This is a genomic window from Marinobacter sp. B-12, assembly GCF_056857915.1.
Window position 1 is genome coordinate 150,877 of record NZ_JBSXOB010000064.1, and the last position, 24,914, is coordinate 175,790.

Here is a 24,914-nt window from a genome sequence, read left to right on the forward strand (position 1 = left end):
CGGTTCCAGTGATTACAGAGGCTCCTTTTAGGAGCCTCTGTTGTTTCAGGGGGTCCAAGGGACAAGGGGATAGTAACGATGTTTTATGCCACCGATACCATTGCAGCGATTGCCACGGCGCCGGGCCAATCCGGGGTGGGTATTGTTCGGGTATCTGGGCCGCAGGCGACGGCCATTGCACGCCAGATGCTGGGGTTCGAGCCCAGGCCGCGTTACGCCCATTATGGGCCGTTCCTCGACAATCGGGGGGAGCTGATCGATGAAGGTATCGGGCTGTATTTTCCCAATCCCCATTCGTTTACCGGCGAAGATGTGTTTGAGCTCCAGGGTCACGGTGGCACCGTTATTCTGGACCTGCTGTTGAGAACGGTGTGCGAACTTGGCGCTCGCCTCGCCCGGCCCGGTGAATTTTCAGAACGGGCTTTCCTGAACGACAAACTGGACCTGACCCAGGCCGAGGCTATCGCTGACCTGATTGAAAGCAGTTCGGAGCAAGCAGCACGCTGCGCCGTGCGATCCCTGCAGGGTGTATTTTCCCGCAGAATCGACGCCCTGGTTGAAGCTGTTACCCACCTAAGGATTTATGTCGAGGCAGCGATCGATTTCCCGGAAGAGGAAATCGATTTCCTGGCGGATGGCAAAGTGGCGAACGACCTGCAGGTTATTATTCAGGACCTGGATATTATTCTTGCGGAAGCCCAGCAGGGCACCATTCTGCGAGATGGTATGAAGGTGGTGATTGCCGGCCGTCCCAACGCTGGCAAGTCCAGCCTGCTCAATGCCCTGGCGGGACGGGAAGCGGCCATTGTGACCGCGGTTGAAGGCACCACCCGGGATGTGTTGCGCGAACACATCCATATTGATGGCATGCCCCTGCACATCATCGATACCGCCGGCCTGCGGGACAGCCCTGACGAAGTGGAACAGATCGGGATTGCCAGGGCCTGGGACGAGATTCGTCAGGCCGACCGTATATTGTTGATGGTGGATGCGACCACCACACCGGAAACCGAACCTCATCAACTGTGGCCAGACTTCATCGACCAGTTACCGCCGGGCGCCCCCCTGACCGTCATCCGTAACAAAGTGGACCTGACTGACGAGCCTGCGGGTATCGAGCAACTGGACAACAGTGCCGCGCCGGTGGTCCGCATTGCGGCCAAGTCAGCAGACGGTCTGGAAGTGCTGCGCGATCATCTGAAGCAGTGCATGGGATTTGCCAGTACCACCGAAGGTGGCTTTATCGCCCGGCGTCGCCACTTGGATGCCCTTGAGCGTGCTCGCGTTTCCCTACTGCAGGGTGAGGACCAGTTGCAGGGCTACGGCGCCGGTGAACTGTTGGCAGAGGACCTTCGTGCCGCCCAGGATTCTCTTGGAGAGATCACAGGCGCAATGACGCCCGATGACTTACTGGGAAAAATCTTCAGCAGTTTCTGCATCGGCAAATAAGCCTCGAAAGAAACGGTTTGAACGTGCCTTTTTCCATGTAAAACTAGGCACTCAATCGACTGCTGAAAACGGCTGGTGAGTGTAGATGTATCGTCCGTATTCCTGTCTTCTGATTTTCGTCCTTCTCAGCGGGTGCGCAAGCGTTGACGGTGATCGTTTGTCCGCGGCATCGTCCGATTTGCTGGAACGAACCGGGCAGGTGATGAAGAAAATTGTTAACCCGGGATCGTCGAATCCGTACCAAAGGGAGCAGCAGGCGCTGTTTGACCAGCCGTACATCGATCCACTGACGGAATACCTTGCTGAGCACCGCGACGATCCGTCCCGGGCTTCCATGCTGCAACAGGTAGAGCGCGAGAGGGATGTGCGTTGTGAGGCTGTGGCTGTGAAATACGCCAATAAGCCAGCTACGGAAGTAACGCTCCAGCGCTATGAAGCCGGCTACAACTACTCATGCCCGGACCATGTTGCTGCCTTTTCGGAACGGGTTGAGCGGCAACCGCCGATACCGGAACCCAAGCCTCGTGCTGAGCCGGAGCCAGCCACGGTGGTGGTTGCCGATGACAACGGAGTTTCAGACCGGGCCCTGAGTGACTGCTACCTATTGACGGCCATTCGTAATTACAGCGAGGCCAGAAAAGCCTGCCAAGGACCGGCAGACAACGGCGACGTGCGCTCGCAGGCAAATATGGCCATAATTTTCTATGCCTTCGAGGATTACACCAGTGCACTGGTGTGGGCAGAAAAGGCCTCGCCGGCCTCTGGTGAGGCCGCGTTCCTGCTGGGCCAGATGTACGCCACCGGCCATGGTATCGGGCAGGATATGGATCAAGCCGTTTATTGGTACACTGAGGCCGCAAAGCGGGGCCACAAGCGAGCCCAGGCAGCGCTGGATCGGCACCTTGAAGACCTCCCTGCCGGCGATACCTGATCCATTGTCCGAGGATAGCCTTAATGCCAGGGACTCTTCCCAGCCGCCTTAGTAAACGGAAAAATCCATCTTCACGCCAATCTATCATGTGGATGTTGGGTTTGTTGTTGCTGGTGTTTGTTGCTGGAATGTTTCTGTTGTCGAGCCTGAATCTCAGCTACTCAAGGGATGCCCTCTCCGAGCTCCGCCGGCAGCAGATCAATGAGGTTGTAGGTGCGGGACTGTCGCGCATCAACGCCCGCCAATCCGCATTGGCAAGCTACACCATGACCCTGGCTAACATCGGCGAGAGTTTTCATGGAATGGTTGCGAGCGGGATGTCCGATAACGCTTCCCAAGAGCTTCGGGAGAGCCTGGAACACGCCTTGAGGGCCCACTTACAGGATTTCGACGGAGCGGCGGGCGCCGGTCTCTGGTTTGAACCGGGCGTTTTGTCAGAAACAGGCTCCAGCTATATGCCCTACTTTCTGCAGGGTAATGACAAAACCCTGACGAGGCTGGATACCGAATCCCGCTTTGACCACTATCGCAACGCCCCCTGGTTCAATCGTACACTGGAGCAGGAGTGGACGGCCGACCCCGACCATTCCGGGCGCGTCTATTGGTCGCCAGTGTATTTCGACCTTAATACCGAAAGAGCAGTGCTGACGCTCGCCACTCCTATGTACGATCGCGACGGCAACCTGTTGGGCCTGGCCACAACGGCCTGGGGTGCGGACCAGATCATTGATGTCGTCAGTCGCATCACTGTCACCCAACACAGTTTCGCCTTCCTGAATGACCGTAACAATCGCAACCTCTCGAGCCTCAGTCAGGGGGAAGACACCCGTGAGGGTCAGGCCCTGATTGATGCCATCCTGGCGCTTGACCTTGGTGCCGATGTTGACGCAGCCCGGCTACCGGGCGAGCTCGGTGAATTGACCACCCGGGGCCTCTCAGTGGGCAACGAAGACTACGAACTCTACTTTGCGGCCACTGCTGGTGGCATGGTCTACGGTGCGGGCGTGCCGCGAAATGAGATCAATGCAGTCCTGGTGCCGATGGAGCGCACCAACTACCGGATTCTTGTCGGTACCGTGTCGGCGATGCTGATTCTGAGCCTGTACCTGTTGTACCGGATTATCCAGCTGATTCGCGAATTGCAGGCATCCTATACTGACGAGCTCACCGGTCTCCCCAACCGTGTTCGTCTGTTGCGGGATCTCCAGAACCGTCAAGCCGCCGCCTTGCTGATTATCAATCTGGACCGTTTCAACCAGATCAACAGCTTGTTCGGCAATGTCTGTGGCGACCATGTACTCTTGGCGGTTGCCACACGATTGACCGCGTTTAGCCGCGATCACAACCGTGAGATTTTTCGGGTGTACCGTCTTCCCGGTGACGAGTTCGCTATCATGGCACCAGCAATGGAGCCGGAAGTGGCTCACCAACTTGCTGTTCAGGTTCGGCATCTGGTTACGGGCGACCGGGTGTACTGGCAGGAACAGCGCCTGACGGTGGATGTCAGTATCGGCATCGCGCTTCGCAAGAACCGGAAGCCGGAAGATGCCGCCGATCAGTTGATCAGCCAGGCAAAAGTGGCGGTGTTGCAGGCCCGCGAAACGGGTCGCCACCATCTGTTGTATGACCCGGCTGTGGGGGTTGAGGAAAACTACGAAAACAACCTGTACTGGGCCAATCGCCTGAAAGAAGCCATCGACCATGATCGCCTGATGCCCTGGTTTCAGCCGATTCACGATAACCAGAGTGGCCGTATCTCCAAGTACGAGTGCCTGGTGAGAATGGTAGAACCGGATGGCAGCGTGATCAGTGCTGGCCGTTTTATGGACATCGCTAATAAACTGCGGCTGAATCAGCGTATTACCGAACTGATGATCGAGAAGTGTTTCGCCTGTTTTACTGGGCGCGACGAGGAGTTTTCGATCAACCTCTCCTACGGCGACATCACCGAGCCGGAGACCGTCGCTCGGATTCTCTCCGCCATCGAGACCTCAGGCATTGGTAATCGCGTTATCTTCGAGATCCTGGAATCCGATGGTATTACCAATTACGACGATATCCGTGTGTTCATCGAACAGGTCAAACCCTATGGGTGCCGTATTGCCATCGACGATTTCGGCACCGGCTACTCCAATTTTTCCCACCTGCTGAGCCTGAACGTGGACTTCATCAAGATTGATGGCAGCCTGATCCGTAATCTCCATCAGGATCACACCGCGTTTCTGGTGACCAGTGGTATCGTCCAGTTCGCCCGCAGCCTGAACATTCAAACGGTAGCGGAGTTTGTCCACAATGAGCCGGTTCAGGCTAGGGTACGGGAATTGGGGATAAACTTTTCCCAGGGCGAACACTTCAGCATGCCGATACCGACTCCCGGGTCTGCAGACTAGGCAGACACGCGTTCATTTCCTTACGAAAACACACACTTTTATTGTCAAACACCGTCAAAGCCTGGGTTAGGCTCTAATATGCAAATAATAACGCCTCGTTGTGGCGATCATGAATGTTAAGGAGGTAAACCGTGCGGAATATTCTATCCCTGCTGCTGGCTGCTCTGGTCGCAATGGTGAGTGTTCCTACAGCTCAGGCTGATGAAAAGCTCTACCTGTATACGGAGAATTTTCCTCCTTACAACATGAGTGCCACTGGCCGCGCTTTTGAGCACAAAGGCAACGCTATTGACGGTATCTGCACGGAAATGGTCAAGGCCATTCTGAACAACACCGATCTTGAATACGTGATCAAGCTTAGAAACTGGGACTATGGTTACAATCGGGCGCTGAACAAGAGCAACCACGGCATCTTTTGTACAACCTATACCGAAGAGCGTGCACCCCGATTCAAATGGGTTGGCCCGTTGTCCCGTAATCTGTGGACTGTTTTCGCGCCCCCGGGCACCGATCTGCAGATTGACCGGCTGGAAGACACCAGAGGCATGCTTTTCGGCGGCTACCGTAATGACGTCAAGACCGAGTATCTGATTGAGCATGGATATGAGGTGTCAGCACTGGACAGTGATGACCTCAATCCCAAGCGCCTGGAACTCGGCCAGATTGACCTCTGGCTCGCCGACCGCCTGGGCGGGCCCTATGTGGCGTCGCAGCAGAATGTGGACGGAATCGAACCCGTTTTCTCTTTCAATGACACCGAGCTGTTTCTCGCCATCAACCCCGAAACCCCCGAAGCCACCGTTGAAAAACTTAACGCCGGGCTCAAAAAGGTGCACGAATCCGGCATGTTCGAGGCCATCGAAACCAAATACGGGCTGTAAGCCTGCGTTGGTGGTGTATGAGCGAGGTCTGTGTTTCCAGCCTCGCCATACCATGAGCCGCAATCAGTCAGTGAAGGCCATGTGCTCAGGGGCCAGTTGCATCAGATTCCGGCTGGGGCTCAGCATTCCGGTGGCATGAGCCTGTGCCCGTGGCAACAGGCGTTCGTAGTAGAATTCCGCCGTCGCCAGTTTGGCGCGATAGAAGTCCTCGGAGTCGGCGCCTCCCTTGTCCAGTTTATCAGAGGCGGCAGCAGCCATTCGTGCCCACATATAGGCCATGGTGACGTAACCGCTGTACATCAGGAAATCATGGGCTGCTGAACTCACGACGTCACGGTCCTTGCGGGCGGCCAGCATCAGGCGAACCGTCAGCACATTCCATTGCGCGGTCAGTTTGAGCAGCTCCACCGAGAAAGGTCGTACCCGTTTGTCCGTCAGGGTCTTGCGGGCAAAATTGGCGACCTTGAGGGTGAATTCCCTGACCGCCCCGCCCTGAGTCATCAACAGTACCTTGCGGCCCAGCAGGTCCAGCGCCTGGATACCGGTGGTGCCTTCATAGAGCGTGGCAATCCGGGTATCGCGCACGATCTGTTCCATACCGTGCTCTCGGATGTACCCATGCCCCCCGAAGACCTGAACCCCATGGTTTGCGGCTTCGTTACCCAGTTCTGTCAGGAAACCTTTGAGGATAGGCGTCAGGAACCCCAGTTTGTCATCGTAGGCATCGACCTTTTTCTGATCGCCGGTGGTGTGGCCTTCCACCATATGGTCAGCGAGCCGCGCGGCGTAATACAGCATCGCCCGCCCGCCTTCGGCAATGGCTTTCTGGGTCAGCAACATGCGGCGGACATCGGCATGGTGAATCAGGCTGTCGGCCACCTGTTCCGGTTCCTTCTTTCCTGACAGGGCGCGCATGGAGCGGCGTTCTTTGGCGTACTCCAGCGCCCACTGGTAGGACAGTTCCGCCGGGCCGACACCCTGGATGGCGGTGCCGATCCGCGCCGTGTTCATGAAGGTGAACATACAGTTCAACCCCTCGTTCTGCGGCCCGATCAGGAAGCCGATGGCCTCATCGAAATTCATCACGCAGGTGGCTGAGGCCTTGATCCCCATTTTCTTTTCCAGGCTGCCACAGCTCACGCCATTGGCTTCGCCAACGCCACCGTTCCCGTCAGGCAGGAACTTGGGCACGATGAACAGGCTGATGCCCCGGGTGCCTTTCGGAGCATCCGGCAAACGGGCCAACACAATATGAACGATGTTCTCGGTCAGATCATGGTCACCGGAGGAAATGAAGATCTTGGTGCCGGAGAGTTTGAAGCTGCCGTCTTCCTGAAGGGCCGCCTTGGTTTTCACCTGTCCCAGATCGGTCCCGCACTGGGGCTCGGTCAGGCACATGGTGCCACCCCACCGGCCTTCGGTTAGTGGTACCAGGTAAGTTTGCTTCTGGTCTTGGCTGCCGTGCAGAAAGATGGTGTTCATGGCTCCCATCGACAGACCCGGGTACATGGAGAAAGACCAGTTGGCGGTACCCATCATCTCCTGTTTGAACAGGCCCATGGAGGCCGGAAGTCCCTGCCCGCCGTACTCCTCCGGTGCAGACAGACCCTGCCAGCCACCCTGCGCATACTGTTGATAGGCTTCACGGTAGCCCGTGGGGGTGATGACTTCGCCGTTATCCAGTCTGCAGCCTTCCTCGTCGCCACTCTGATAGAGCGGGCTCAATACCTCTTCACAGAATTTGCTGCATTCGTTGAGTATCGCATCGACGATATCCGGAGTGGCGTTCTCCCCGGTCTTCAAGCGAGTGTAGTGCCCCGGGTAGTCGAAAACCTCGTTGAGCAGGAACTTCATGTCGCGCAAGGGTGCCTTGTACACCGGCATAGCAAATACCTCTGTGGTTCTGTTTCCATTGCCCGATGTTTTACGGCATTGCCGGCGACCTGCCATTGACGGAAACCGCCATGTCCCCTGTCAAAAAGGACAATTGGCTGAAATGACGCGAGCATGCACGCCGACGTTCTCTAATGATCGGTAGCAACGTGATGGGCGTATTTGAAGGGCCGATCATCCATTCTGAATTACCAGGGGAGTGTAAATATCATGCAAATATCGATTGGGACGAGCAGGATCACTGGTTTGCCCCGCTGTCTCTGGTTATTGTTGGCGACAGTGTTGCTTGCCGGCTGTGCCGGGCCGGCGCTTGAGGACTACAGTGACCGCGGGCCGGTGTTGACGCCCCGGGAATTCTTTACCGGCGAACTTTCTGCCCGGGGTGTGGTCAAGGATTTCTCGGGCGAAGTGATTCGCACCTTCGATGCGGATATTTCCGCCAGTTGGGACAGCAACGGCGTCGGCACCCTGGATGAGGAATTCCGGTTCGACGATGGCGAAATACAGACCCGGGTATGGACACTGACACCCGACAACGGCGCATTGCACGCCGATGCCGGTGATGTGGTGGAACCGGGCACCATGCGTTGGCAAGGCAATGCCATTAACATGAACTATGTCCTGCGGGTGTCCTATGGAGACGGCACTATTGATGTCCGCATGGATGACTGGATGTACCTGATTACACCGGACACCCTGATCAACCAGACCACCATGACCAAATGGGGGATTGAAGTCGGGGAGATCGTGCTGGTGATCAGCAAACGATAGCCTATGTTGAACTTTCAGCCGGTTGTTGGGACACAATCAAGCAGACGGATAATGCATTATGGTAAAGCAATGGTTGATCGCGCTGGTACTCGTAGCTTTGGCCGCCGGGGGGGCGTTCTCCTGGCAGCATCTGACCGGGGAGCAGGCGGCGGACGCCCAACGGGAACGCCCTGCAAGCAAGGTGAATACGGTCACTCCCGAAATGGAGCTGGTCAGTGACACCGTCAGGGCGGTGGGAAGCCTTCGGGCCCGGGATCAGGTGGAATTGACCACCGAAGTCAGCGGTCGTGTCGTTGAAATGAACCTTGATGCAGGAAAGCGGGTCCAGGCCGGTGACCTGTTGCTGCGTCTGGACGATCGTCAGGCCAGTGCCGATCTGCAAGTGGTAGAAGCCACCCTCTCCGATGCCCGTCGCCAGTTTGATCGCGCGCGGAAGCTCCAGACCAACAATAGCATTTCCCAGTCCCAGGTGGATGAATTGCGCACCGCTGTCGATGTGGCGGAAGCCCAGCGTGAGGCGGCCCGTACCCGTCTCGACAATCACCGTATTGAAGCGCCGTTTGCCGGGATTATTGGCCTTTCCGATATCAGCCTGGGAACCTATCTCGGTGCAGGCACGTCGGTGGCAACACTGGATTCCACCACCAAGATGGAATTGGGCTTCGCAATCCCAGAGCGCTTCCTCGGCCAGATTCACATTGGCCAGACCGTGCGGGGCACGTCGCCGGCTTATACCGGAGAAGTTTTTGGCGGTGAACTGGTGGAGCTGGGCACACGAATTGATGAGCTGAGCCGAACACTGCCGGTCCGGGCCTTGGTCGACAATCCCGATGGCAAACTCAAGCCTGGCCAGTTCATGTCGGCCACGCTGACGCTCCGCGAACGTGAATCCCTGGTCATTCCCGAGCAGGCGGTGATGATTCGTGGTGATGAAAAATACGTGTTCGTGGCCGAAGACGGTATTGCCCGACGGGTGTCGGTGACCCTGGGGTCCCGGATGCCTGGCCTGGTGGAAATCGTTGACGGACTGTCGCTGGATGAGCAGGTGATCGTAACCGGCCAGGACAGACTGAGCAGTGGCGACAGGATCAGTGTGGTAGAAGGGGAGAATGTGGTCCCCGACAACCGCTTTGCCAATTCCCTGGAGTCGTGAACCGTGATCCTGTCTGATGTCTCCATTAAACGTCCTGTCTTTGCGACGGTTCTCAGTCTTCTCATTGTGGTTTTCGGCCTGGCGGCTTTGCTGGGGCTTCCAGTGCGGGAGTATCCGGACATTGACCCACCCGTGGTGTCCATCTCCACGGATTACATTGGCGCCGCCGCCGAAGTGGTGGACACCCAGATTACTCAGGTGGTTGAAGGGGCTATCAGCGGAATCGAAGGTATTCGCTCCATTGAGTCCTCCACCGAACAGGGCGAATCCCGGACCAGTATCGAATTTACCATTTCCCGCAACGTCGATATTGCTGCCAACGATGTGCGCGATGCCGTGTCCCGCATTGCCGATCAGCTGCCCGAAGAGGCCGAGGCGCCGGTGGTCCAGAAGGCCGATTCGGACGCCCGCCCGATGATGTGGGTGACCCTGCGCAGTGACATCTGGGACAGTGCGGAATTGAGCGATTTTGCCGAACGGGTGCTTGCCGACCGACTGTCCGTGCTGGATGGCGTTGCCGACGTACGCATTGGTGGTGAGCGGCGCTACGCCATCCGGGTCTGGCTGGACCGTGAACGGTTGGCCGCGCGGGATATCACCGTAGCTGAGGTGGAACGCTCACTGCGAGCCAACAACGTTGAACTGCCAGCCGGCTCGGTGGACTCTTCCACCCGCAACTTCACGGTGCGTGCGGAGGGCCGGCTCACCAATGTTGAGCAGTTCCGTGATCTGGTGATTCGTCGCGACGGCAATGACCTTCTGCGCCTGGGCGAGGTGGCCAATGTCCAGATGGGGGTGGAGTCTGATGTCAGCCGACTGCGGGCCAACGGCAAGACCGCAATCGGCATGGGCATTATTCGCCAGTCCAAGGCCAACACGGTGGCGGTCTCCGATGCCGTGCGCGCTGAGCTGGAAAAAATACGCGAAACACTGCCCCCGGAAGTGACGATTGCAGAAAGCTACGACGAGTCGATATTCATCCGCGCGTCGATCAAGGAAGTGGTATTTACGCTCGCCATTGCGGTGTCCCTGGTCATTCTGGTGATCTTTCTGTTCCTGCGCTCCTGGCGGGCCACCTTGATACCGGCGGTGACCATCCCGGTGGCGGTTATCGGCGCCTTTATCGGGCTCGGTTTCCTTGGATTCTCCATCAACGTGCTGACCCTGCTTGCGGTGATTCTGGCCATCGGTCTGGTGGTAGACGACGCCATCGTCATGCTGGAAAACATCCAGCGCCGGATCGATGAGGGCGAACCTCCACTGCTGGCGTCCTATCGCGGCGCCAAGCAAGTGGCCTTTGCCGTTATTGCCACCACGCTCACCCTGGTAGCCGTGTTCGTACCCATCTCCTTTATGGGCGGCAACATCGGGCGACTGTTTGCCGAGTTTGGCTTCACCCTGGCTGCGGCGGTGGTGGTGTCCAGCCTGGTGGCACTTACCCTGGCACCCATGCTGTGCTCGAAATGGTTGCGGCATAGCCCGGAATCGGCGGAAGGACACCGGTTGTGGGCGGCCAGTGAAAAAGTGCTCAATGGCCTGACCCACGGCTACGAACGGATGCTCAGCTTCTCCCTCAACCAGCCCGGATTGTTGCTGGGACTTGGGCTTGCCGGGTTGATCGTTGCCACGGTGATTTTCCCAAGATTGCCGCAGGAGTTGGCGCCCACGGAAGACCGGGGCGTAATCATTATGCCAACCAGCGCGCCCCGGGGTTCGACGGTCGAGTTCACCGATCACTACGTGCGCAAGGCGGAGCAGGACCTGTTGCCCTACCTGGAAGAGGGTGTCTCCAATCGGTTGTTATCGATCGTTGGCTTCCGCGACGAAGAGGACAACGCCTTCATGATCATGGGCCTGGTGCCCTGGGAAGATCGCAATATCAAACAACAGCAAATAACCAGCGAGTTGCGGGGAAAACTCAGTGAGATCACGGGTATTCGTGCGATTGCGGTGAACCCGCCAGGGCTCGGTCAGCGCGGCTTTGATCAACCGGTGGAATTTGTAGTGGCCGGGCCGGATTACGAAAGTGTGCAGGCCTGGAGCGAGGAAATCGTCGAACGAGCGAAGGACAACCCGAACCTGCTGAACCTGGACACTGATTTCGAGCTGACCCGCCCCGAACTGCGCGTTTCCATCGATCGGGAGAGAGCTGCGGACCTGGATGTCACCATCGAAGATGTGGGGCTGACACTGCAGACCATGTTGGCGTCACGACAAGTCACCACCTACCTGGACCGTGGACGCGAATACGACGTCATTCTACAAGCTGCAGATGCTGATCGGGCAACGCCGTCAGACCTGGGCCAGATTTTCCTGCGCCCTCGCGAAGGAGGCACCCTGATTCCTCTCCAGGCGCTGGTGTCGGTGGAGGAAATTGGCGCCAATCCCGACCTGCGACGCATCGACCGCTTGCCGGCAGTTGTCATCAGTGCCTCGCTGGCCGATGGCTATGATCTGGGGTCGGCACTGACGTATCTGAACAACCTGGCTGTGGATAACCTTCCGCCGGAGGCGAGGGTGAGCTACAAGGGACTATCGCGGGAATTCCAGGAATCGTCGTCGGCGATCTACGTCACCTTTGGTCTGGCCTTCGTGATTGTCTTTCTGGTATTGGCGGCCCAGTTCGAAAGCTGGATTCACCCGCTGATCATCATGCTGTCAGTACCATTGGCGGTCACCGGAGCCCTGCTGGGCCTGTGGTGGGCCGGCATCAGCCTGAATATCTACAGCCAGATTGGCATCATCATGTTGCTGGGGTTGATGGCGAAGAACGGCATATTGATTGTTGAGTTTGCCAATCAGCTCCGCGATAAGGGCTATGAAGTGAAGGACGCGATTCTGGAAGGTGCCAGTCTGCGCTTCCGGCCGGTGCTGATGACCACCATATCCACGGTCTTCGGCGCCGTGCCTTTGGTGCTCGCAACGGGTGCGGGTGCGGAAAGCCGGGCTTCGATCGGTATCGTTATCCTCGGCGGGCTGGTGTTTGCCACAACCCTGACCCTGTTTATCATTCCTGTGCTCTATAACCTGCTGGCACGGTTTGCCAAGTCCACCAACGCGATTGCACTGGAACTTGAAAAACAGGCCAGTCAGTCCCCCGGTGGCCGCGGCATGACGGCCGCGCCGCAGTCAAAAGAGATGGATCAGTTCTAACGACCGGGGTTCAGAGTGTTTACCGAAAACATACTGGCTGCCGATCAGTGGTGGGTTCCTTCTACCGCAGGTAGCACCAACCTGTGGATAATTTATGGGATAACCTTCGGATAAGCTTTGGTTAAAACAAAAATACTTATTTAAAAACAAATAATTAAGTGACATTATAAGGCGTTTTAGAACACATCTAAGGTGTGGATAACTTTCTTGAAAAGTTTTCTGAAAAGGTGTCTACAAGCCGCTGATATCCGTCAGATTTCGGTTATCCACTATTCGTGAAACCCGGCGTGGAACCCTATGTACCGGGTAGGTAATGCCCGGGGTCTTTCGATAATCCCTCATGTCTGGTTAAAATTTGCACATTCTGACTGCAATTTACCGGGTGAGGCGTTATACTCCCCGCCCTGATTTTCAGGCTGTTTCCTGAGACCGAGAATTTTTCTGAATCCCCGTTTGCCGAGGTGATGTTGTGGATTATCCGACCCGTTTCGATGTCATAGTCATTGGTGGTGGCCATGCCGGCACTGAAGCCGCGCTGGCGGCTGCACGCATGGGTTCGCAGACCCTGCTGCTGACCCACAACATCGAGACCCTGGGCCAGATGTCCTGCAACCCCGCCATTGGCGGTATCGGCAAGAGCCATCTGGTCAAGGAAATCGATGCCCTCGGTGGCGCCATGGCCATGGCCACCGACAAGGCGGGAATCCAGTTCCGCGTTCTCAACTCGCGCAAAGGACCGGCGGTACGAGCCACCCGCGCCCAGGCAGACCGGGTGCTGTACAAGGCGGCCATCCGCGAAATCCTCGAGAACCAGCCCAACCTGACCCTGTTCCAGCAGGCCGCTGACGACCTGATTGTGGATGGTGGGCGCATCACCGGTGTGGTTACCCAGTCCGGCATTCGTTTTCGCGCGCCCACGGTGGTGCTGACCACCGGAACCTTCCTTGGCGGTGTTATCCACATAGGCATGCAGCAGCATTCCGGTGGCCGTGCCGGTGACGCACCGGCGAACGCGCTGGCACAGCGTTTACGTGAACTGCCGTTCAACGTCGGGCGCCTGAAAACCGGCACCCCACCCCGTATTGACGCTCGCAGCGTGGATTTCTCCGTGATGCAGGAGCAGTGGGGTGATGATCCGGCGCCAGTGATGTCCTTCCTGGGTTCCCGCAACCAGCATCCTGAACAGGTATGTTGCTACGTTACCCGCACCACCGAACAAACCCACGACATCATTCGCAGTGGCTTTGACCGGTCGCCCATGTTTGCCGGTAACATCGAAGGTATCGGGCCTCGCTATTGCCCCTCCATCGAGGACAAGGTAAACCGGTTTGCCGACAAGGACTCGCACCAGATTTTCGTGGAGCCGGAGGGGCTGACCACCAATGAGTTGTACCCCAACGGCATCTCCACCAGTCTGCCGTTCGATATCCAGCTTGCCGCTGTGCGCACCATTCCCGGCTTCGAGAATGCCCACATTACGCGGCCCGGCTACGCCATTGAGTACGACTTCCTGAACCCACAGGATCTGCGCCACACCCTGGAAACCAAATTCATCCAGGGCCTGTACTTTGCGGGCCAGATCAATGGCACCACCGGTTACGAAGAAGCCGGTGCCCAGGGCCTTCTCGCGGGTATCAACGCGGCATTGCGTGCTCAAGACAAGGACGAATGGTACCCCCGCCGTGACGAAGCCTATCTTGGCGTTCTGGTGGACGACCTGATCACCATGGGTACTTCCGAGCCGTACCGCATGTTTACCAGCCGTGCCGAATACCGACTGATCCTGCGGGAGGACAACGCCGACCTTCGCCTGACGGAAACCGGTCACAAGCTTGGGTTGGTGGATGACCAACGCTGGCAGGCCTTCAACAGCAAGCGTGAAGCCATCGCGGCTGAACGTCAGCGCCTTGAAACCACACGCATTCATCCGGGCACCTCTGGTGGGGACGCCGCCAACAGCCACCTGCGCCAGCCCATGAACCGTGACCAGACACTGGCGGAGCTGCTGCGGCGCCCCGAGATCAACTATCGCCACATTGCTGACATGGCCGAAGGCCACGCAGACGACCCGGCGGTGGCGGATCAGGTGGAAATCGAGATCAAGTACGAGGGCTATATCTCCCGCCAGGCGGACGAAATCGAGCGCCTGCGCCGGAACGAAAATACCCGTTTACCGGATGATATTGATTTTGATGCCATTGGTGGCCTGTCCAACGAGATCAAGCAGAAGCTCAAGGAAGTACGGCCGGAAACCGTGGCCCAGGCTTCACGCATCCAGGGTGTGACCCCGGCCGCCATTTCCCAGGTGCTGGTACATCTCAAGAAGCGCGACCTGCTGCGCAAGCAATCCGCCTGAGTGCGCCCATGAGCGATGCACTCTGGCAACGCCAGCTCGCCCAGGGCCTGGTTGACCTCAACCTGGAACTGGACAGCGCCAGCCAGCAACAGCTGCTGGCGTTTCTGGCCCTGCTGAATAAGTGGAACCGCGCCTATAACCTCACGGCTGTGCGGGAGCCACGACAGATGGTGTCGCGCCAGTTGTTGGACAGCCTCAGTATCCTGCCGTTTGTCACCGCGGACCATCTGCTGGATGTTGGTGCCGGGGGCGGGTTGCCCGGCATCCCCCTGGCGATCACGTTACCCGACAGGCGTTTTACCCTGCTGGACAGCAACAGCAAGAAAACCCGCTTCCTGACCCAGTGTGTGCTGGAACTTGGCCTGAAAAATGTGGAGATCATTCACGGCCGGGCTGAAAGCTGTGATCCCGCGATCCGATACCGGCAGATCAGCAGTCGTGCGTTTACGGCACTGGATAACCTCGTCAACTGGTGCGGGCATCTGCTTGCGGATGAGGGTGAGTTCCTTGCCATGAAAGGTCAGTTTCCGGATGATGAGGTGGCTGCCCTGCCAGCGGGTTGGCAGGTAACATCCCGACAGTCATTATCGGTACCTGGCTCGGACGGCGACCGTCACCTGCTGGTGATCGGTCGGGATTCCAGCCATCAGAATTTCACGACAGGAGGCGAGTCATGGCGCGTGTGATTGCAGTGACCAATCAAAAAGGCGGTGTGGGTAAAACCACCACCTGCGTCAACCTGGCTGCGTCGTTGGCCGCAACCAAGCGCCGCGTGTTACTGGTGGATATGGACCCCCAGGGCAACGCCACCATGGGCAGTGGTGTGGACAAGAATGCCTTGGAGCTCTCCGGCTACGACATGCTCACCAAACGGGCAACGGCAGCCGAGGTCATTTTCCGGGCTGAAGTCTCTGGGTTCGACATACTGCCGGCCAACGGCGACCTGACCGCTGCCGAAGTGGAACTGATGAACGAAATCGGCCGCGAGCATCGCCTGCGTCTGGCCCTGAACAAGGTGCGGGAGAACTACGACTACATCCTGATCGACTGTCCGCCGTCCCTCAGCCTGCTGACCGTCAATGCGCTGTCAGCGGCGGATACGGTGCTGATTCCCATGCAGTGTGAATATTATGCTCTTGAGGGCCTGGCGGCATTGATGAACACGGTTGAGCAGATTCAGGAAACCGTCAACCCGGACCTGCAGGTAGAAGGCATCCTGCGCACCATGTACGACCCCCGCAACAGCCTGACCCTGGATGTTTCCAGCCAGCTCAACGAGTTTTTCGGCGACAAGGTCTACCGTGCGGTGATCCCCCGCAACGTGAGGCTGGCGGAAGCCCCGAGCTATGGTATGCCGGCGCTGAAATACGATCGCGCGTCCAAGGGCGCGGTGGCCTACCTGGCCCTGGCCGGTGAAATGGTACGCCGGCATGGATCGCAAAAGACATCTGCGGCCGTTGCCGTGTAAACTACCTCTCCTTTGCACACAGATATTTCATCGGGAAGAATGACAAATACCATGGCGGCGAAGAAACGAGGACTGGGTGAGCGCGGACTGGGCGCTCTGTTGCAGGGCTCCAGAGTCAACCTGGACCAGGAACTGAAGGACCACGACGGTGAGCTCCGGGAAGTTCCGATCGACCTGATCCAACGTGGCCGGTTCCAGCCTCGCCGTGACATGGACCCGGCGGCTCTTCAGGAACTGGCTGACTCCATCCGTCAGCAGGGTGTGATGCAGCCCGTTGTCGTACGCCCGATTGCCGAAGGCCGCTTTGAGTTGATCGCAGGCGAGCGCCGCTGGCGAGCCACCCAGATGGCCGAGCTGGACCGCATTCCTGCCATTATCCGTGACGTGCCGGATGATGCCGCCATCGCCATGGCGCTGATTGAGAATATCCAGCGCGAGAACCTCAATCCCATCGAAGAAGCCTTTGCACTACAACGTCTGCAGGATGAGTTTGGCCTGACCCAGGCTCAGGTCGCTGAAGCGGTGGGTAAGTCCCGTACCACCATCACCAACCTGCTGCGACTGATCAGCCTGTCGGAAGACGTTCGTGTTATGTTGGAACATGGCGACCTGGAAATGGGGCATGGCCGTGCCATGCTTACGCTTCAGCCTGAGCAGCAAATGCAGGTAGCGCGGCAGGTGGTCGCGAAGTCCCTGTCGGTTCGGCAGACGGAAGCCCTGGTTCGCCGGGTGCAACAGGAATCGCCGAACCGCAAGAAAACCAAGGGTGAAGTGGATCCGAACATCCGCGCTCTGCAGGACGACCTGGCCGAGCGACTCGGTGCCCGGGTGTCGATTGACCATGGCCAGCGTGGCAAGGGCAAACTGGTGATTGAATACACCTCCCTCGACGAGCTGGATGGCATTCTGGGCCATATCAAGTAACGCTCCTGGCAGGATTCCCACAGTGCCGCTGTTAACAATTTAGTGCTGGCACTCTGCGACCAACGACGGGGTGCCAAAGGTCAGTATTGACTAGGTACCACTACATATAGTGCTGCCCCTTCGCTTTGGTGTCTATTTGTGTCCCCATTTCCCCCAACGCCAGTTTTTCTGCGTGTTTCAGGGCGGAGAGACAATTCCGGTTTTGTTGATTCGTGTAGATTGAACACATATAATCTGCGGCGCTTGTATCGGTGCGATTGTCTAATTAATAAACGGCACCGAGCCAAAGCGGTGTGGCAACCGGGAAATACCATGACGAAGGCTGAACAGGGTGGGATACAGCGTCCGCCCATCGCACGATGGTTTGTAATAGAAAGTGTGGTATTGGTCGTCGTCAGTCTGGCCTTCCTCTTTAAAAGCCAGGTGGCCGGTTATTCAGCACTGCTTGGGGGGCTTATTTTTCTTCTGCCCCACGGCTATTTTGCCTTCAAGGCTTTCCGCTACTCCGGCGCGCGGTCTGCCCGGCAGATCATGAGTTCTTTTTACCAGGGTGAGGCCGGCAAGCTCATCCTGTGCGCCATCCTGTTTACGATGGTGTTCAAATGGATTCCGTCGCTTGATATAGCGGCACTTTTTTTATCATTTGCGATCATGTTGGTCACCAATTGGTTGACTCCGCTCCTTGCGAGCCGCAGAACGCAGCGAAGCTAACAGGACCTGAGAGAACGTTATGGCAGGCAGCGCATCAGAGTATATCCAGCACCACCTCCAGAATCTCACCTATGGGAAACTTCCGGCCGGCTATGAGCGTGCTGATGGTTCGGTGATGTCGGAAGCAGGCTGGACCATGGCCCACAATGCCCGGGAAGCCTCTGATATGGGTTTCTGGGCCGTTCACGTGGATTCTCTCGGATGGGCTGTTGCGCTGGGCGCCCTGTTCCTGATTCTGTTTCGCGTGGCAGCAAAGCGAGCGACCTCCGGGCAGCCCAGTGGTCTCCAGAACTTTGTTGAAATTCTGATCGAATTTGTTGATACCAGTGTCAAAGAGACCTTCCACGGCCGGAACAAGGTGATTGCGCCACTGTCGCTGACCATCTTCTGCTGGGTCTTCCTGATGAACCTGATGGACCTGGTACCGGTGGACTTCCTGCCCCAGTTGTTCCACATGATGGGTCTGGAATACATGAAGGTCGTGCCGACTACGGACGTCAATGTCACACTGGGCATGTCGCTCTCCGTGTTCTTCCTGATCATCTACTACAGCATCAAGGTCAAAGGCGTCGGTGGTTTTGTCGGGGAGTTGACCCTGCACCCGTTCTCGTCCGACAACTTCTTTCTCAAAGTATTGCTGGTACCGGTTAACCTGTTGCTGGAAGGTGTGAGCCTGCTGGCCAAGCCCATTTCACTGGCACTGCGTCTGTTCGGTAACCTCTATGCCGGTGAGTTGATCTTTATCCTGATTGCCCTGCTGCCGTTCTGGGCACAGTGGGCGTTGTCGGTACCCTGGGCCATTTTCCACATTCTGATCATCACGCTGCAGGCGTTCATCTTCATGATGTTGACGATTGTCTACCTGAGCATGGCTCACGAAGACAGTCATTGATCGGAACCATTAAAACGTAGTTTGAAAACCAAAACCCTTAAACTGAAAACCTAACTGAAAACTGGGAGTTATCATGGAAACTGTAGTTGGAATGACCGCGATTGCCGTTGCACTGCTGATCGGCCTGGGTGCCCTGGGTACTGCTATCGGCTTTGGTATCCTCGGTGGCAAGTTCCTGGAAGGCGCCGCACGTCAACCGGAAATGACCCCGATGCTGCAGGTTAAAATGTTCATCGTTGCTGGCCTGCTGGACGCCGTAACCATGATCGGTGTTGGTATCGCTCTGTTCTTCACTTTCGCCAACCCGTTTGTCGGCCAGATCGCCGGTTAATCGAGTCGCCGCCGGGAATACTCCCGGTCTGATGATTCTTTACACAACAGGCGAGAGGTGAAGACGTGAACATTAATTTGACGATGATTGGTCAAGCCATCGCGTTCTTTATCTTTGTCGTGTTCTGCATGAAATATGTGTGGCCGCCGATTATGGCCGCACTGCAGGAACGTCAAAAGAAGATCGCTGACGGACTGGCTGCCTCAGACCGCGCCGCGCGCGATCTGGAACTGGCTCAGGAAAAGTCAGCCAAGGAACTGCGTGAAGCCAAGCAGCAAGCGGCTGGCCTGATCGAACAGGCCAACAAGCGTGCGGCCCAGATTGTGGAAGCATCGAAAGACGATGCCCGCAAGGAAGGCCAGAAGCTGATTGAGCAGGCCAAGGCCGAAATTGAGCAGGAGCGCAATCAGGCTCGTGACGCGTTGCGTGCAGAAATTGCCGCCATCGCGGTTGCCGGTGCTGAGAAGATCCTGGAAACCTCTGTCGATGCCAACAAGCACAGTGAGATGCTGGACAAACTGGCAGCAGAACTCTAAACGACGAGGTTCATCATGGCACAACTGAGAACGCTGGCCCGCCCTTACGCAAAGGCAGCATTTTCGGCCGCTCAGGACCAGAAGCAACTGGCTGAATGGTCTGAAGTGCTAACCGTTGCCGGGCAGATTACAGCCAACGAAGACATTCGACAGCTTCTCGCCAGTCCAGGCACCGAAGAGCAGAAGAAGGCAGACATGATTCTGGAGTGCGTTGGAGACAACGTCACAGAGTCGGTTCGCAATTTCTTAATGATTCTGGCGGCCAATCGCCGGTTGAGTCTTCTGCCCGAGATTGCAGCGCTCTTCAACACGTACCGGGCTGACTTTGAGCGCACTGTTGATATTGATGTCACCTCTGCATATGAGTTGACGGACGAACAACAGCAGAAGCTCGCCCAGGCACTGTCGACCAAACTCGAGCGCCAAGTGTCACTCGCAGCGTCAATGGACAAGTCTTTGATCGGCGGTGTGATTGTACGCACCGGCGACATGGTGATTGACGCATCTGTACGCGGAAAGCTGACCAAACTGGCCGACGCTCTGGGCTCCTGATTTCAGCACAAGGTTTGAGGATAAAGGCATGCAGCAACTGAATCCATCCGAGATCAGTGACATCATCAAGAAGAGAATCGAAAAGCTCGATATCTCTTCCGATGCAAAGAACGAAGGTACGATCCTCTCCGTTTCTGACGGTATCGTACTGATCCACGGTCTCGCCGACGTTATGTACGGTGAGATGATTGAATTTGCCAACGGCATATTCGGTATGGCCCTGAACCTGGAGCGTGACTCTGTGGGTGCGGTTGTACTGGGTGACTACGAAGATCTGGCGGAAGGCCAGAAGGTTCGTTGTACCGGCCGCATCCTGGAAGTACCGGTAGGTCCGGAACTGATGGGCCGTGTGGTTGATGGCCTGGGTAATCCCGTCGATGGCAAGGGCGAACTGGGCACCGATCTGACCTCACCGGTCGAGAAAGTGGCTCCCGGCGTTATCGCTCGTCAATCCGTTGATGAGCCGGTCCAGACCGGTCTGAAAGCCATCGACACCATGGTGCCAATCGGTCGTGGCCAGCGTGAGCTGATCATCGGTGACCGCCAGATCGGTAAGACCGCCGTCGCCATCGACGCGATCATCAACCAGAAAGGTTCCGGCATCAAGTGTATCTACGTGGCTGTCGGCCAGAAGCAGTCTTCCATTGCCGCGGTTGTGCGCAAGCTGGAAGAGCACGGCGCGATGGATCACACCATCGTGGTTGCCGCCGGTGCCGCCGATCCTGCAGCGATGCAGTTCCTGGCCCCCTACTCCGGCACATCCATGGGTGAATACTTCCGTGACCGCGGTGAAGACGCACTGATCATCTATGATGATCTGTCCAAGCAGGCTGTGGCCTATCGCCAGATCTCCCTGCTGCTGCGTCGTCCGCCGGGTCGTGAAGCTTACCCGGGTGACGTTTTCTACCTGCACTCCCGTCTGCTGGAGCGGGCGTCCCGGATCAACGCCGACGAAGTTGAAAAGCTGACCAACGGCGAAGTAAAAGGCCAGACCGGTTCGCTGACGGCTCTGCCGATCATCGAGACCCAGGCCGGCGACGTTTCCGCGTTCGTACCGACCAACGTGATCTCGATCACCGACGGCCAGATCTTCCTGGAGACCAACCTGTTCAACTCCGGTATCCGTCCGGCGATGAACGCGGGTGTCTCGGTATCGCGGGTGGGTGGTTCCGCCCAGACCAAGATCATGAAGAAGCTTGGCGGTAACATCCGTCTCGCGCTGGCCCAGTATCGTGAACTGGCCGCTTTCGCACAGTTTGCTTCCGACCTTGACGAAGCGACCCGTAAGCAGCTTGAGCACGGTCAGCGGGTGACCGAACTGATGAAACAGAACCAGTACAGCCCGATGTCCGTGGCTGAAATGGGTACGGTTCTGTTCGCAGCCAACGAAGGCTTCCTGGACGACGTTGATGTCGACAATGTAGTGAAGTTCGAAGCACTGATGCTGGACTGGATGCGGTCCGAGCAGAAAGAACTTCTCGACAAGATCAACGAGAAAGGCGATTACAACGATGAAATTGCCGCGAGCCTGAAAGCTGCACTTGAGAAATTCAAGACCACTCAAAGCTGGTAACGAATGGGCCTGCAATGCGTTGCGGGCCGATTTTCGAGCAACGAGTGTCTAACTTGAGAGGGCAGTGAGTTATGGCCGCCGGAAAAGAAATACGTAACCAGATATCCAGCATCAAGAGCACGCAGAAAATCACCAGCGCCATGGAAATGGTTGCGGCGAGCAAGATGCGCAAGGCTCAGGAGCGCATGAAGGCAACACGCCCTTATGCGGAAAAGATGCGCCAGGTTATTGGGCATATTGCCAAGGCGAACGTCCAGTACAAGCACCCGTTCATGGTCGAGCGTGAAGTCAAGCGCGTGGGCTATGTGGTGGTGTCTACGGATCGTGGCCTGTGTGGTGGTCTGAACATCAACCTGTTCAAAGCGCTTGTTCGTGACATGCGAGCGTGGAAAGAGAAAGGAGTAGAGGCTGATCTGTGTACCATCGGGCAGAAAGGTGCTTCTTTCTTCAGGAGCTATGGCGGCAACGTCGTTGCGGCGCTGACCCATCTGGGGGACAGCCCGAGCTCTGAAAAACTCATCGGCAACGTCAAAGTCATGCTGGATGCGTTCTCGGAAGGCAAGATCGACCGTCTTTACCTGGTCAGCAACGAGTTCGAAAACACCATGACCCAGACCCCGCAGGTGGAGCAGATTCTGCCACTGCCTCCGGGAGAAGACGAGGAAGAGATCAAGAACCAGTGGGATTATCTCTACGAGCCCGATGCCAGGCAGATCCTCGATGGCCTTCTGCCACGTTACATTGAATCCCAAGTGTACCAGGGTGTGGTGGAAAATCTGGCATGTGAACAGGCCGCCCGTATGATCGCCATGAAGAGTGCAACTGACAACGCCGGTGGCATCATCGACGAGCTTCAGCTGGCTTACAACAAGGCGCGTCAGGCAGCTATCACCCAAGAGATTTCGGAGATTGTCAGCGGTGCGGCTTCGGTCTGATCCGCCAGCAATCCAACTGGTTTTATTGACTATCAAGATAACGAGGAACCGAGCATGAGTAGCGGACACATCGTTCAGATCATTGGCGCGGTTATCGACGTGGAATTTCCACGTGACTCCGTACCCAACGTATATGACGCACTGCTGCTTGAAGGTGGCGATACAACTCTGGAAGTCCAGCAGCAGCTGGGTGACGGCATTGTTCGTACCATCGCCATGGGCAGCACCGAAGGCCTGAAGCGTGGCCTGAAAGCAGACAACACCGGTAAAGCCATTTCAGTACCGGTTGGCACCCAGACTCTGGGCCGTATCATGGATGTTCTGGGTCGTCCCATCGACGAACAGGGCGAGATCGGCGAAGAAGAGCGCTGGGGTATCCACCGCAAGGCACCGGGCTATGCCGACCAGGCAGCGTCCGCAGACCTGCTGGAAACCGGCATCAAGGTTATCGACTTGATCTGCCCGTTCGCCAAAGGTGGTAAGGTCGGCCTGTTCGGTGGTGCCGGTGTTGGTAAGACCGTCAACATGATGGAGCTGATCAACAACATTGCGAAAGAGCACTCCGGTCTCTCTGTATTCGCCGGTGTTGGTGAGCGGACCCGTGAAGGTAACGACTTCTACTACGAAATGAAGGACTCCAACGTTCTTGATAAAGTAGCGATGGTCTATGGCCAGATGAACGAGCCTCCCGGAAACCGTCTGCGTGTGGCCCTGACCGGTCTCACCATGGCTGAGAAGTTCCGTGACGAAGGTCGTGACGTACTGCTGTTCGTCGATAACATCTACCGTTACACGCTGGCGGGTACCGAAGTATCAGCCCTGCTCGGCCGTATGCCGTCTGCGGTAGGTTACCAGCCGACTCTGGCCCAGGAGATGGGTGAGCTGCAGGAGCGGATCACGTCGACCAAGACCGGTTCCATCACGTCCATCCAGGCGGTCTATGTACCGGCGGATGACTTGACCGACCCGTCTCCGGCGACCACCTTCTCCCACCTTGACGCGACCGTGGTACTGAGCCGTGACATCGCTTCCAAGGGTATTTACCCGGCGATCGACCCGCTTGACTCCACCTCTCGTCAGCTGGATCCGCTGGTCATCGGTGACGAGCACTACGAAGTGGCTCGTGGCGTGCAGACCAACCTGCAGCGCTACAAAGAGCTGAAAGACATCATCGCCATCCTGGGTATGGACGAGCTGTCAGAAGAAGACAAGCTGACCGTTGCCCGTGCCCGTAAGATCGAGCGTTTTCTGTCCCAGCCGTTCCATGTTGCTGAAGTCTTCACTGGTTCTCCCGGTAAGTACGTTTCCCTGAAGGAAACCATCAGCAGCTTTAAGGGCATTCTCAACGGTGACTATGATGATATGCCTGAGCAGGCGTTCTACATGGTTGGTACCATTGAGGAAGCGGTCGAGAAAGCGAAGGAAATGAAGAGCAAGGCAAAGAAGTAATCTGAGCCTAAAGCGCTTGTTTCCGGATCGATCAGAGAGGCAACAACATGGGTATGACCGTGCATTGTGACGTGGTAAGTGCCGAAACAAAGATCTATTCCGGATTGGTTGAAATGCTGATCGCAGCGGGCTCTGAAGGTGACCTGGGTATCGCCCCGGGCCATACGCCGCTGCTGACCCAGCTTAAGCCGGGTCCTATCCGGATAATCAAACAGGGCGGAGAGGAAGAGATCCTTTACGTGTCTGGTGGTTATCTGGAAGTTCAGCCGAATCTGGTAACGCTGCTCGCGGACACGGCTGTCCGTGCCAAGGATGTGGACGAAGCAGCGGCGATTGAAGCTCAGCGTGAGGCTGAGAAGGCACTCGCCAATCAAACGGGTGAATTTGAGTATTCCCGTGCCGCCGCCGAGTTGGCCGAAGCTGTTGCCCAGCTTCGAACCATCCAGCAGCTGCGCAACAAGATGCGCTAGGCGTATCTTTTCGGGACTGCCGATCACCAAAACCGCATCTTGAGTCGCCTGAGAACAGCGAAACGTTGTCAGGCAACGAAGGGTGCGGTTTTTTTT

The 24,914-nt window shown here is 57.0% G+C and carries 21 protein-coding genes; 20 read left to right on the forward strand and 1 reads right to left on the reverse strand.

Going from position 1 to position 24,914, the window contains the following annotated elements:
- The first annotated feature begins 78 nt into the window (after positions 1-78).
- From mnmE to AC13D2_RS19525, 4 genes are all read left to right on the forward strand, one after another.
- Positions 79-1,449 (forward strand): tRNA uridine-5-carboxymethylaminomethyl(34) synthesis GTPase MnmE, encoded by a 1,371-nt coding sequence (gene mnmE / locus AC13D2_RS19510; RefSeq protein WP_300495900.1) that lies wholly within the window; start codon positions 79-81, stop codon positions 1,447-1,449.
- 157 nt (positions 1,450-1,606) lie between these two features.
- Positions 1,607-2,380 (forward strand): tetratricopeptide repeat protein, encoded by a 774-nt coding sequence (locus tag AC13D2_RS19515; RefSeq protein WP_292049150.1) that lies wholly within the window; start codon positions 1,607-1,609, stop codon positions 2,378-2,380.
- Positions 2,381-2,466: 86 nt separating this feature from the next.
- Positions 2,467-4,770: a bifunctional diguanylate cyclase/phosphodiesterase gene (locus tag AC13D2_RS19520; protein WP_292049151.1), complete on the forward strand. Its 2,304-nt coding sequence runs from the start codon at positions 2,467-2,469 to the stop codon at positions 4,768-4,770.
- 131 nt (positions 4,771-4,901) lie between these two features.
- A complete protein-coding gene (locus AC13D2_RS19525; protein ID WP_300495906.1) occupies positions 4,902-5,651 on the forward strand; it encodes a substrate-binding periplasmic protein in 750 nt (249 codons plus the stop codon).
- Positions 5,652-5,714: 63 nt separating this feature from the next.
- Here the strand turns inward: AC13D2_RS19525 and AC13D2_RS19530 are convergent, their stop codons facing one another.
- Complete coding sequence (locus AC13D2_RS19530) at positions 5,715-7,535, reverse strand: acyl-CoA dehydrogenase C-terminal domain-containing protein (protein ID WP_300495909.1); 1,821 nt, start codon at positions 7,533-7,535, stop codon at positions 5,715-5,717.
- A 291-nt stretch (positions 7,536-7,826) separates the two neighbouring features.
- On the opposite strand from AC13D2_RS19530, the gene AC13D2_RS19535 reads away from it, so the two are divergent.
- From AC13D2_RS19535 to AC13D2_RS19610, 16 genes are all read left to right on the forward strand, one after another.
- A complete protein-coding gene (locus tag AC13D2_RS19535) occupies positions 7,827-8,315 on the forward strand; it encodes a DUF3833 domain-containing protein (protein ID WP_482939101.1) in 489 nt (162 codons plus the stop codon).
- Between the two features lie 58 nt (positions 8,316-8,373).
- Positions 8,374-9,468 carry an efflux RND transporter periplasmic adaptor subunit gene (locus AC13D2_RS19540; protein ID WP_300495914.1) on the forward strand — a complete coding sequence of 365 codons (1,095 nt, stop codon included), beginning with the start codon at positions 8,374-8,376 and terminating at the stop codon, positions 9,466-9,468.
- Between the two features lie 3 nt (positions 9,469-9,471).
- The gene (locus tag AC13D2_RS19545; protein ID WP_292049156.1) at positions 9,472-12,621 is read left to right on the forward strand and encodes an efflux RND transporter permease subunit; all 3,150 of its coding nucleotides are present in this window, start codon (positions 9,472-9,474) and stop codon (positions 12,619-12,621) included.
- Between the two features lie 469 nt (positions 12,622-13,090).
- Entirely contained in the window at positions 13,091-14,977 is a 1,887-nt protein-coding gene (mnmG, locus tag AC13D2_RS19550; protein ID WP_292049157.1) for a tRNA uridine-5-carboxymethylaminomethyl(34) synthesis enzyme MnmG, read from the forward strand.
- Positions 14,978-14,985: 8 nt separating this feature from the next.
- Positions 14,986-15,663: a 16S rRNA (guanine(527)-N(7))-methyltransferase RsmG gene (gene rsmG / locus AC13D2_RS19555; protein ID WP_292049159.1), complete on the forward strand. Its 678-nt coding sequence runs from the start codon at positions 14,986-14,988 to the stop codon at positions 15,661-15,663.
- Complete coding sequence (locus AC13D2_RS19560; protein WP_036211720.1) at positions 15,651-16,445, forward strand: ParA family protein; 795 nt, start codon at positions 15,651-15,653, stop codon at positions 16,443-16,445. The genes rsmG and AC13D2_RS19560 overlap by 13 nt, the downstream gene beginning before the upstream one ends.
- 51 nt (positions 16,446-16,496) lie before the next feature.
- Positions 16,497-17,369: a ParB/RepB/Spo0J family partition protein gene (locus tag AC13D2_RS19565; protein ID WP_292049162.1), complete on the forward strand. Its 873-nt coding sequence runs from the start codon at positions 16,497-16,499 to the stop codon at positions 17,367-17,369.
- A gap of 312 nt (positions 17,370-17,681) precedes the next feature.
- Positions 17,682-18,080 (forward strand): F0F1 ATP synthase subunit I, encoded by a 399-nt coding sequence (locus AC13D2_RS19570; protein ID WP_292049164.1) that lies wholly within the window; start codon positions 17,682-17,684, stop codon positions 18,078-18,080.
- A 19-nt stretch (positions 18,081-18,099) separates the two neighbouring features.
- A complete protein-coding gene (atpB, locus tag AC13D2_RS19575; protein WP_292049165.1) occupies positions 18,100-18,972 on the forward strand; it encodes a F0F1 ATP synthase subunit A in 873 nt (290 codons plus the stop codon).
- Between the two features lie 73 nt (positions 18,973-19,045).
- A complete protein-coding gene (atpE, locus tag AC13D2_RS19580) occupies positions 19,046-19,303 on the forward strand; it encodes a F0F1 ATP synthase subunit C (RefSeq protein ID WP_012138088.1) in 258 nt (85 codons plus the stop codon).
- A 65-nt stretch (positions 19,304-19,368) separates the two neighbouring features.
- Positions 19,369-19,839 (forward strand): F0F1 ATP synthase subunit B, encoded by a 471-nt coding sequence (locus tag AC13D2_RS19585; RefSeq protein ID WP_040474381.1) that lies wholly within the window; start codon positions 19,369-19,371, stop codon positions 19,837-19,839.
- 15 nt (positions 19,840-19,854) lie between these two features.
- On the forward strand, positions 19,855-20,391 hold the full coding sequence (locus tag AC13D2_RS19590; protein WP_292049168.1) for a F0F1 ATP synthase subunit delta: 537 nt from the start codon (positions 19,855-19,857) through the stop codon (positions 20,389-20,391).
- A 28-nt stretch (positions 20,392-20,419) separates the two neighbouring features.
- Positions 20,420-21,964: a F0F1 ATP synthase subunit alpha gene (gene atpA, locus AC13D2_RS19595; protein ID WP_292049169.1), complete on the forward strand. Its 1,545-nt coding sequence runs from the start codon at positions 20,420-20,422 to the stop codon at positions 21,962-21,964.
- 71 nt (positions 21,965-22,035) lie between these two features.
- Entirely contained in the window at positions 22,036-22,899 is an 864-nt protein-coding gene (gene atpG / locus AC13D2_RS19600) for a F0F1 ATP synthase subunit gamma (RefSeq protein ID WP_292049170.1), read from the forward strand.
- A gap of 54 nt (positions 22,900-22,953) precedes the next feature.
- Complete coding sequence (atpD, locus tag AC13D2_RS19605) at positions 22,954-24,348, forward strand: F0F1 ATP synthase subunit beta (protein ID WP_300495926.1); 1,395 nt, start codon at positions 22,954-22,956, stop codon at positions 24,346-24,348.
- 47 nt (positions 24,349-24,395) lie between these two features.
- A complete protein-coding gene (locus AC13D2_RS19610; protein WP_007153013.1) occupies positions 24,396-24,818 on the forward strand; it encodes a F0F1 ATP synthase subunit epsilon in 423 nt (140 codons plus the stop codon).
- The last annotated feature ends 96 nt before the right edge of the window (positions 24,819-24,914 follow it).

Excerpts from the sequence above, each read along its gene's own strand:
- AC13D2_RS19540 (WP_300495914.1), top strand. The coding sequence starts at position 8,374 with ATGGTAAAGCAATGGTTGATCGCGCTGGTACTCGTAGCTTTGGCCGCC.
- AC13D2_RS19560 (WP_036211720.1), top strand. The coding sequence starts at position 15,651 with ATGGCGCGTGTGATTGCAGTGACCAATCAAAAAGGCGGTGTGGGTAAA.
- atpE (WP_012138088.1), top strand. The coding sequence starts at position 19,046 with ATGGAAACTGTAGTTGGAATGACCGCGATTGCCGTTGCACTGCTGATC.
- AC13D2_RS19590 (WP_292049168.1), top strand. The coding sequence starts at position 19,855 with ATGGCACAACTGAGAACGCTGGCCCGCCCTTACGCAAAGGCAGCATTT.
- AC13D2_RS19570 (WP_292049164.1), top strand. The coding sequence starts at position 17,682 with ATGACGAAGGCTGAACAGGGTGGGATACAGCGTCCGCCCATCGCACGA.
- mnmE (WP_300495900.1), top strand. The coding sequence starts at position 79 with ATGTTTTATGCCACCGATACCATTGCAGCGATTGCCACGGCGCCGGGC.
- atpG (WP_292049170.1), top strand. The coding sequence starts at position 22,036 with ATGGCCGCCGGAAAAGAAATACGTAACCAGATATCCAGCATCAAGAGC.
- atpB (WP_292049165.1), top strand. The coding sequence starts at position 18,100 with ATGGCAGGCAGCGCATCAGAGTATATCCAGCACCACCTCCAGAATCTC.
- AC13D2_RS19520 (WP_292049151.1), top strand. The coding sequence starts at position 2,467 with ATGTGGATGTTGGGTTTGTTGTTGCTGGTGTTTGTTGCTGGAATGTTT.
- atpA (WP_292049169.1), top strand. The coding sequence starts at position 20,420 with ATGCAGCAACTGAATCCATCCGAGATCAGTGACATCATCAAGAAGAGA.
- atpD (WP_300495926.1), top strand. The coding sequence starts at position 22,954 with ATGAGTAGCGGACACATCGTTCAGATCATTGGCGCGGTTATCGACGTG.
- AC13D2_RS19610 (WP_007153013.1), top strand. The coding sequence starts at position 24,396 with ATGGGTATGACCGTGCATTGTGACGTGGTAAGTGCCGAAACAAAGATC.
- AC13D2_RS19530 (WP_300495909.1), bottom strand. The coding sequence starts at position 7,535 with ATGCCGGTGTACAAGGCACCCTTGCGCGACATGAAGTTCCTGCTCAAC.
- rsmG (WP_292049159.1), top strand. The coding sequence starts at position 14,986 with ATGAGCGATGCACTCTGGCAACGCCAGCTCGCCCAGGGCCTGGTTGAC.
- AC13D2_RS19565 (WP_292049162.1), top strand. The coding sequence starts at position 16,497 with ATGGCGGCGAAGAAACGAGGACTGGGTGAGCGCGGACTGGGCGCTCTG.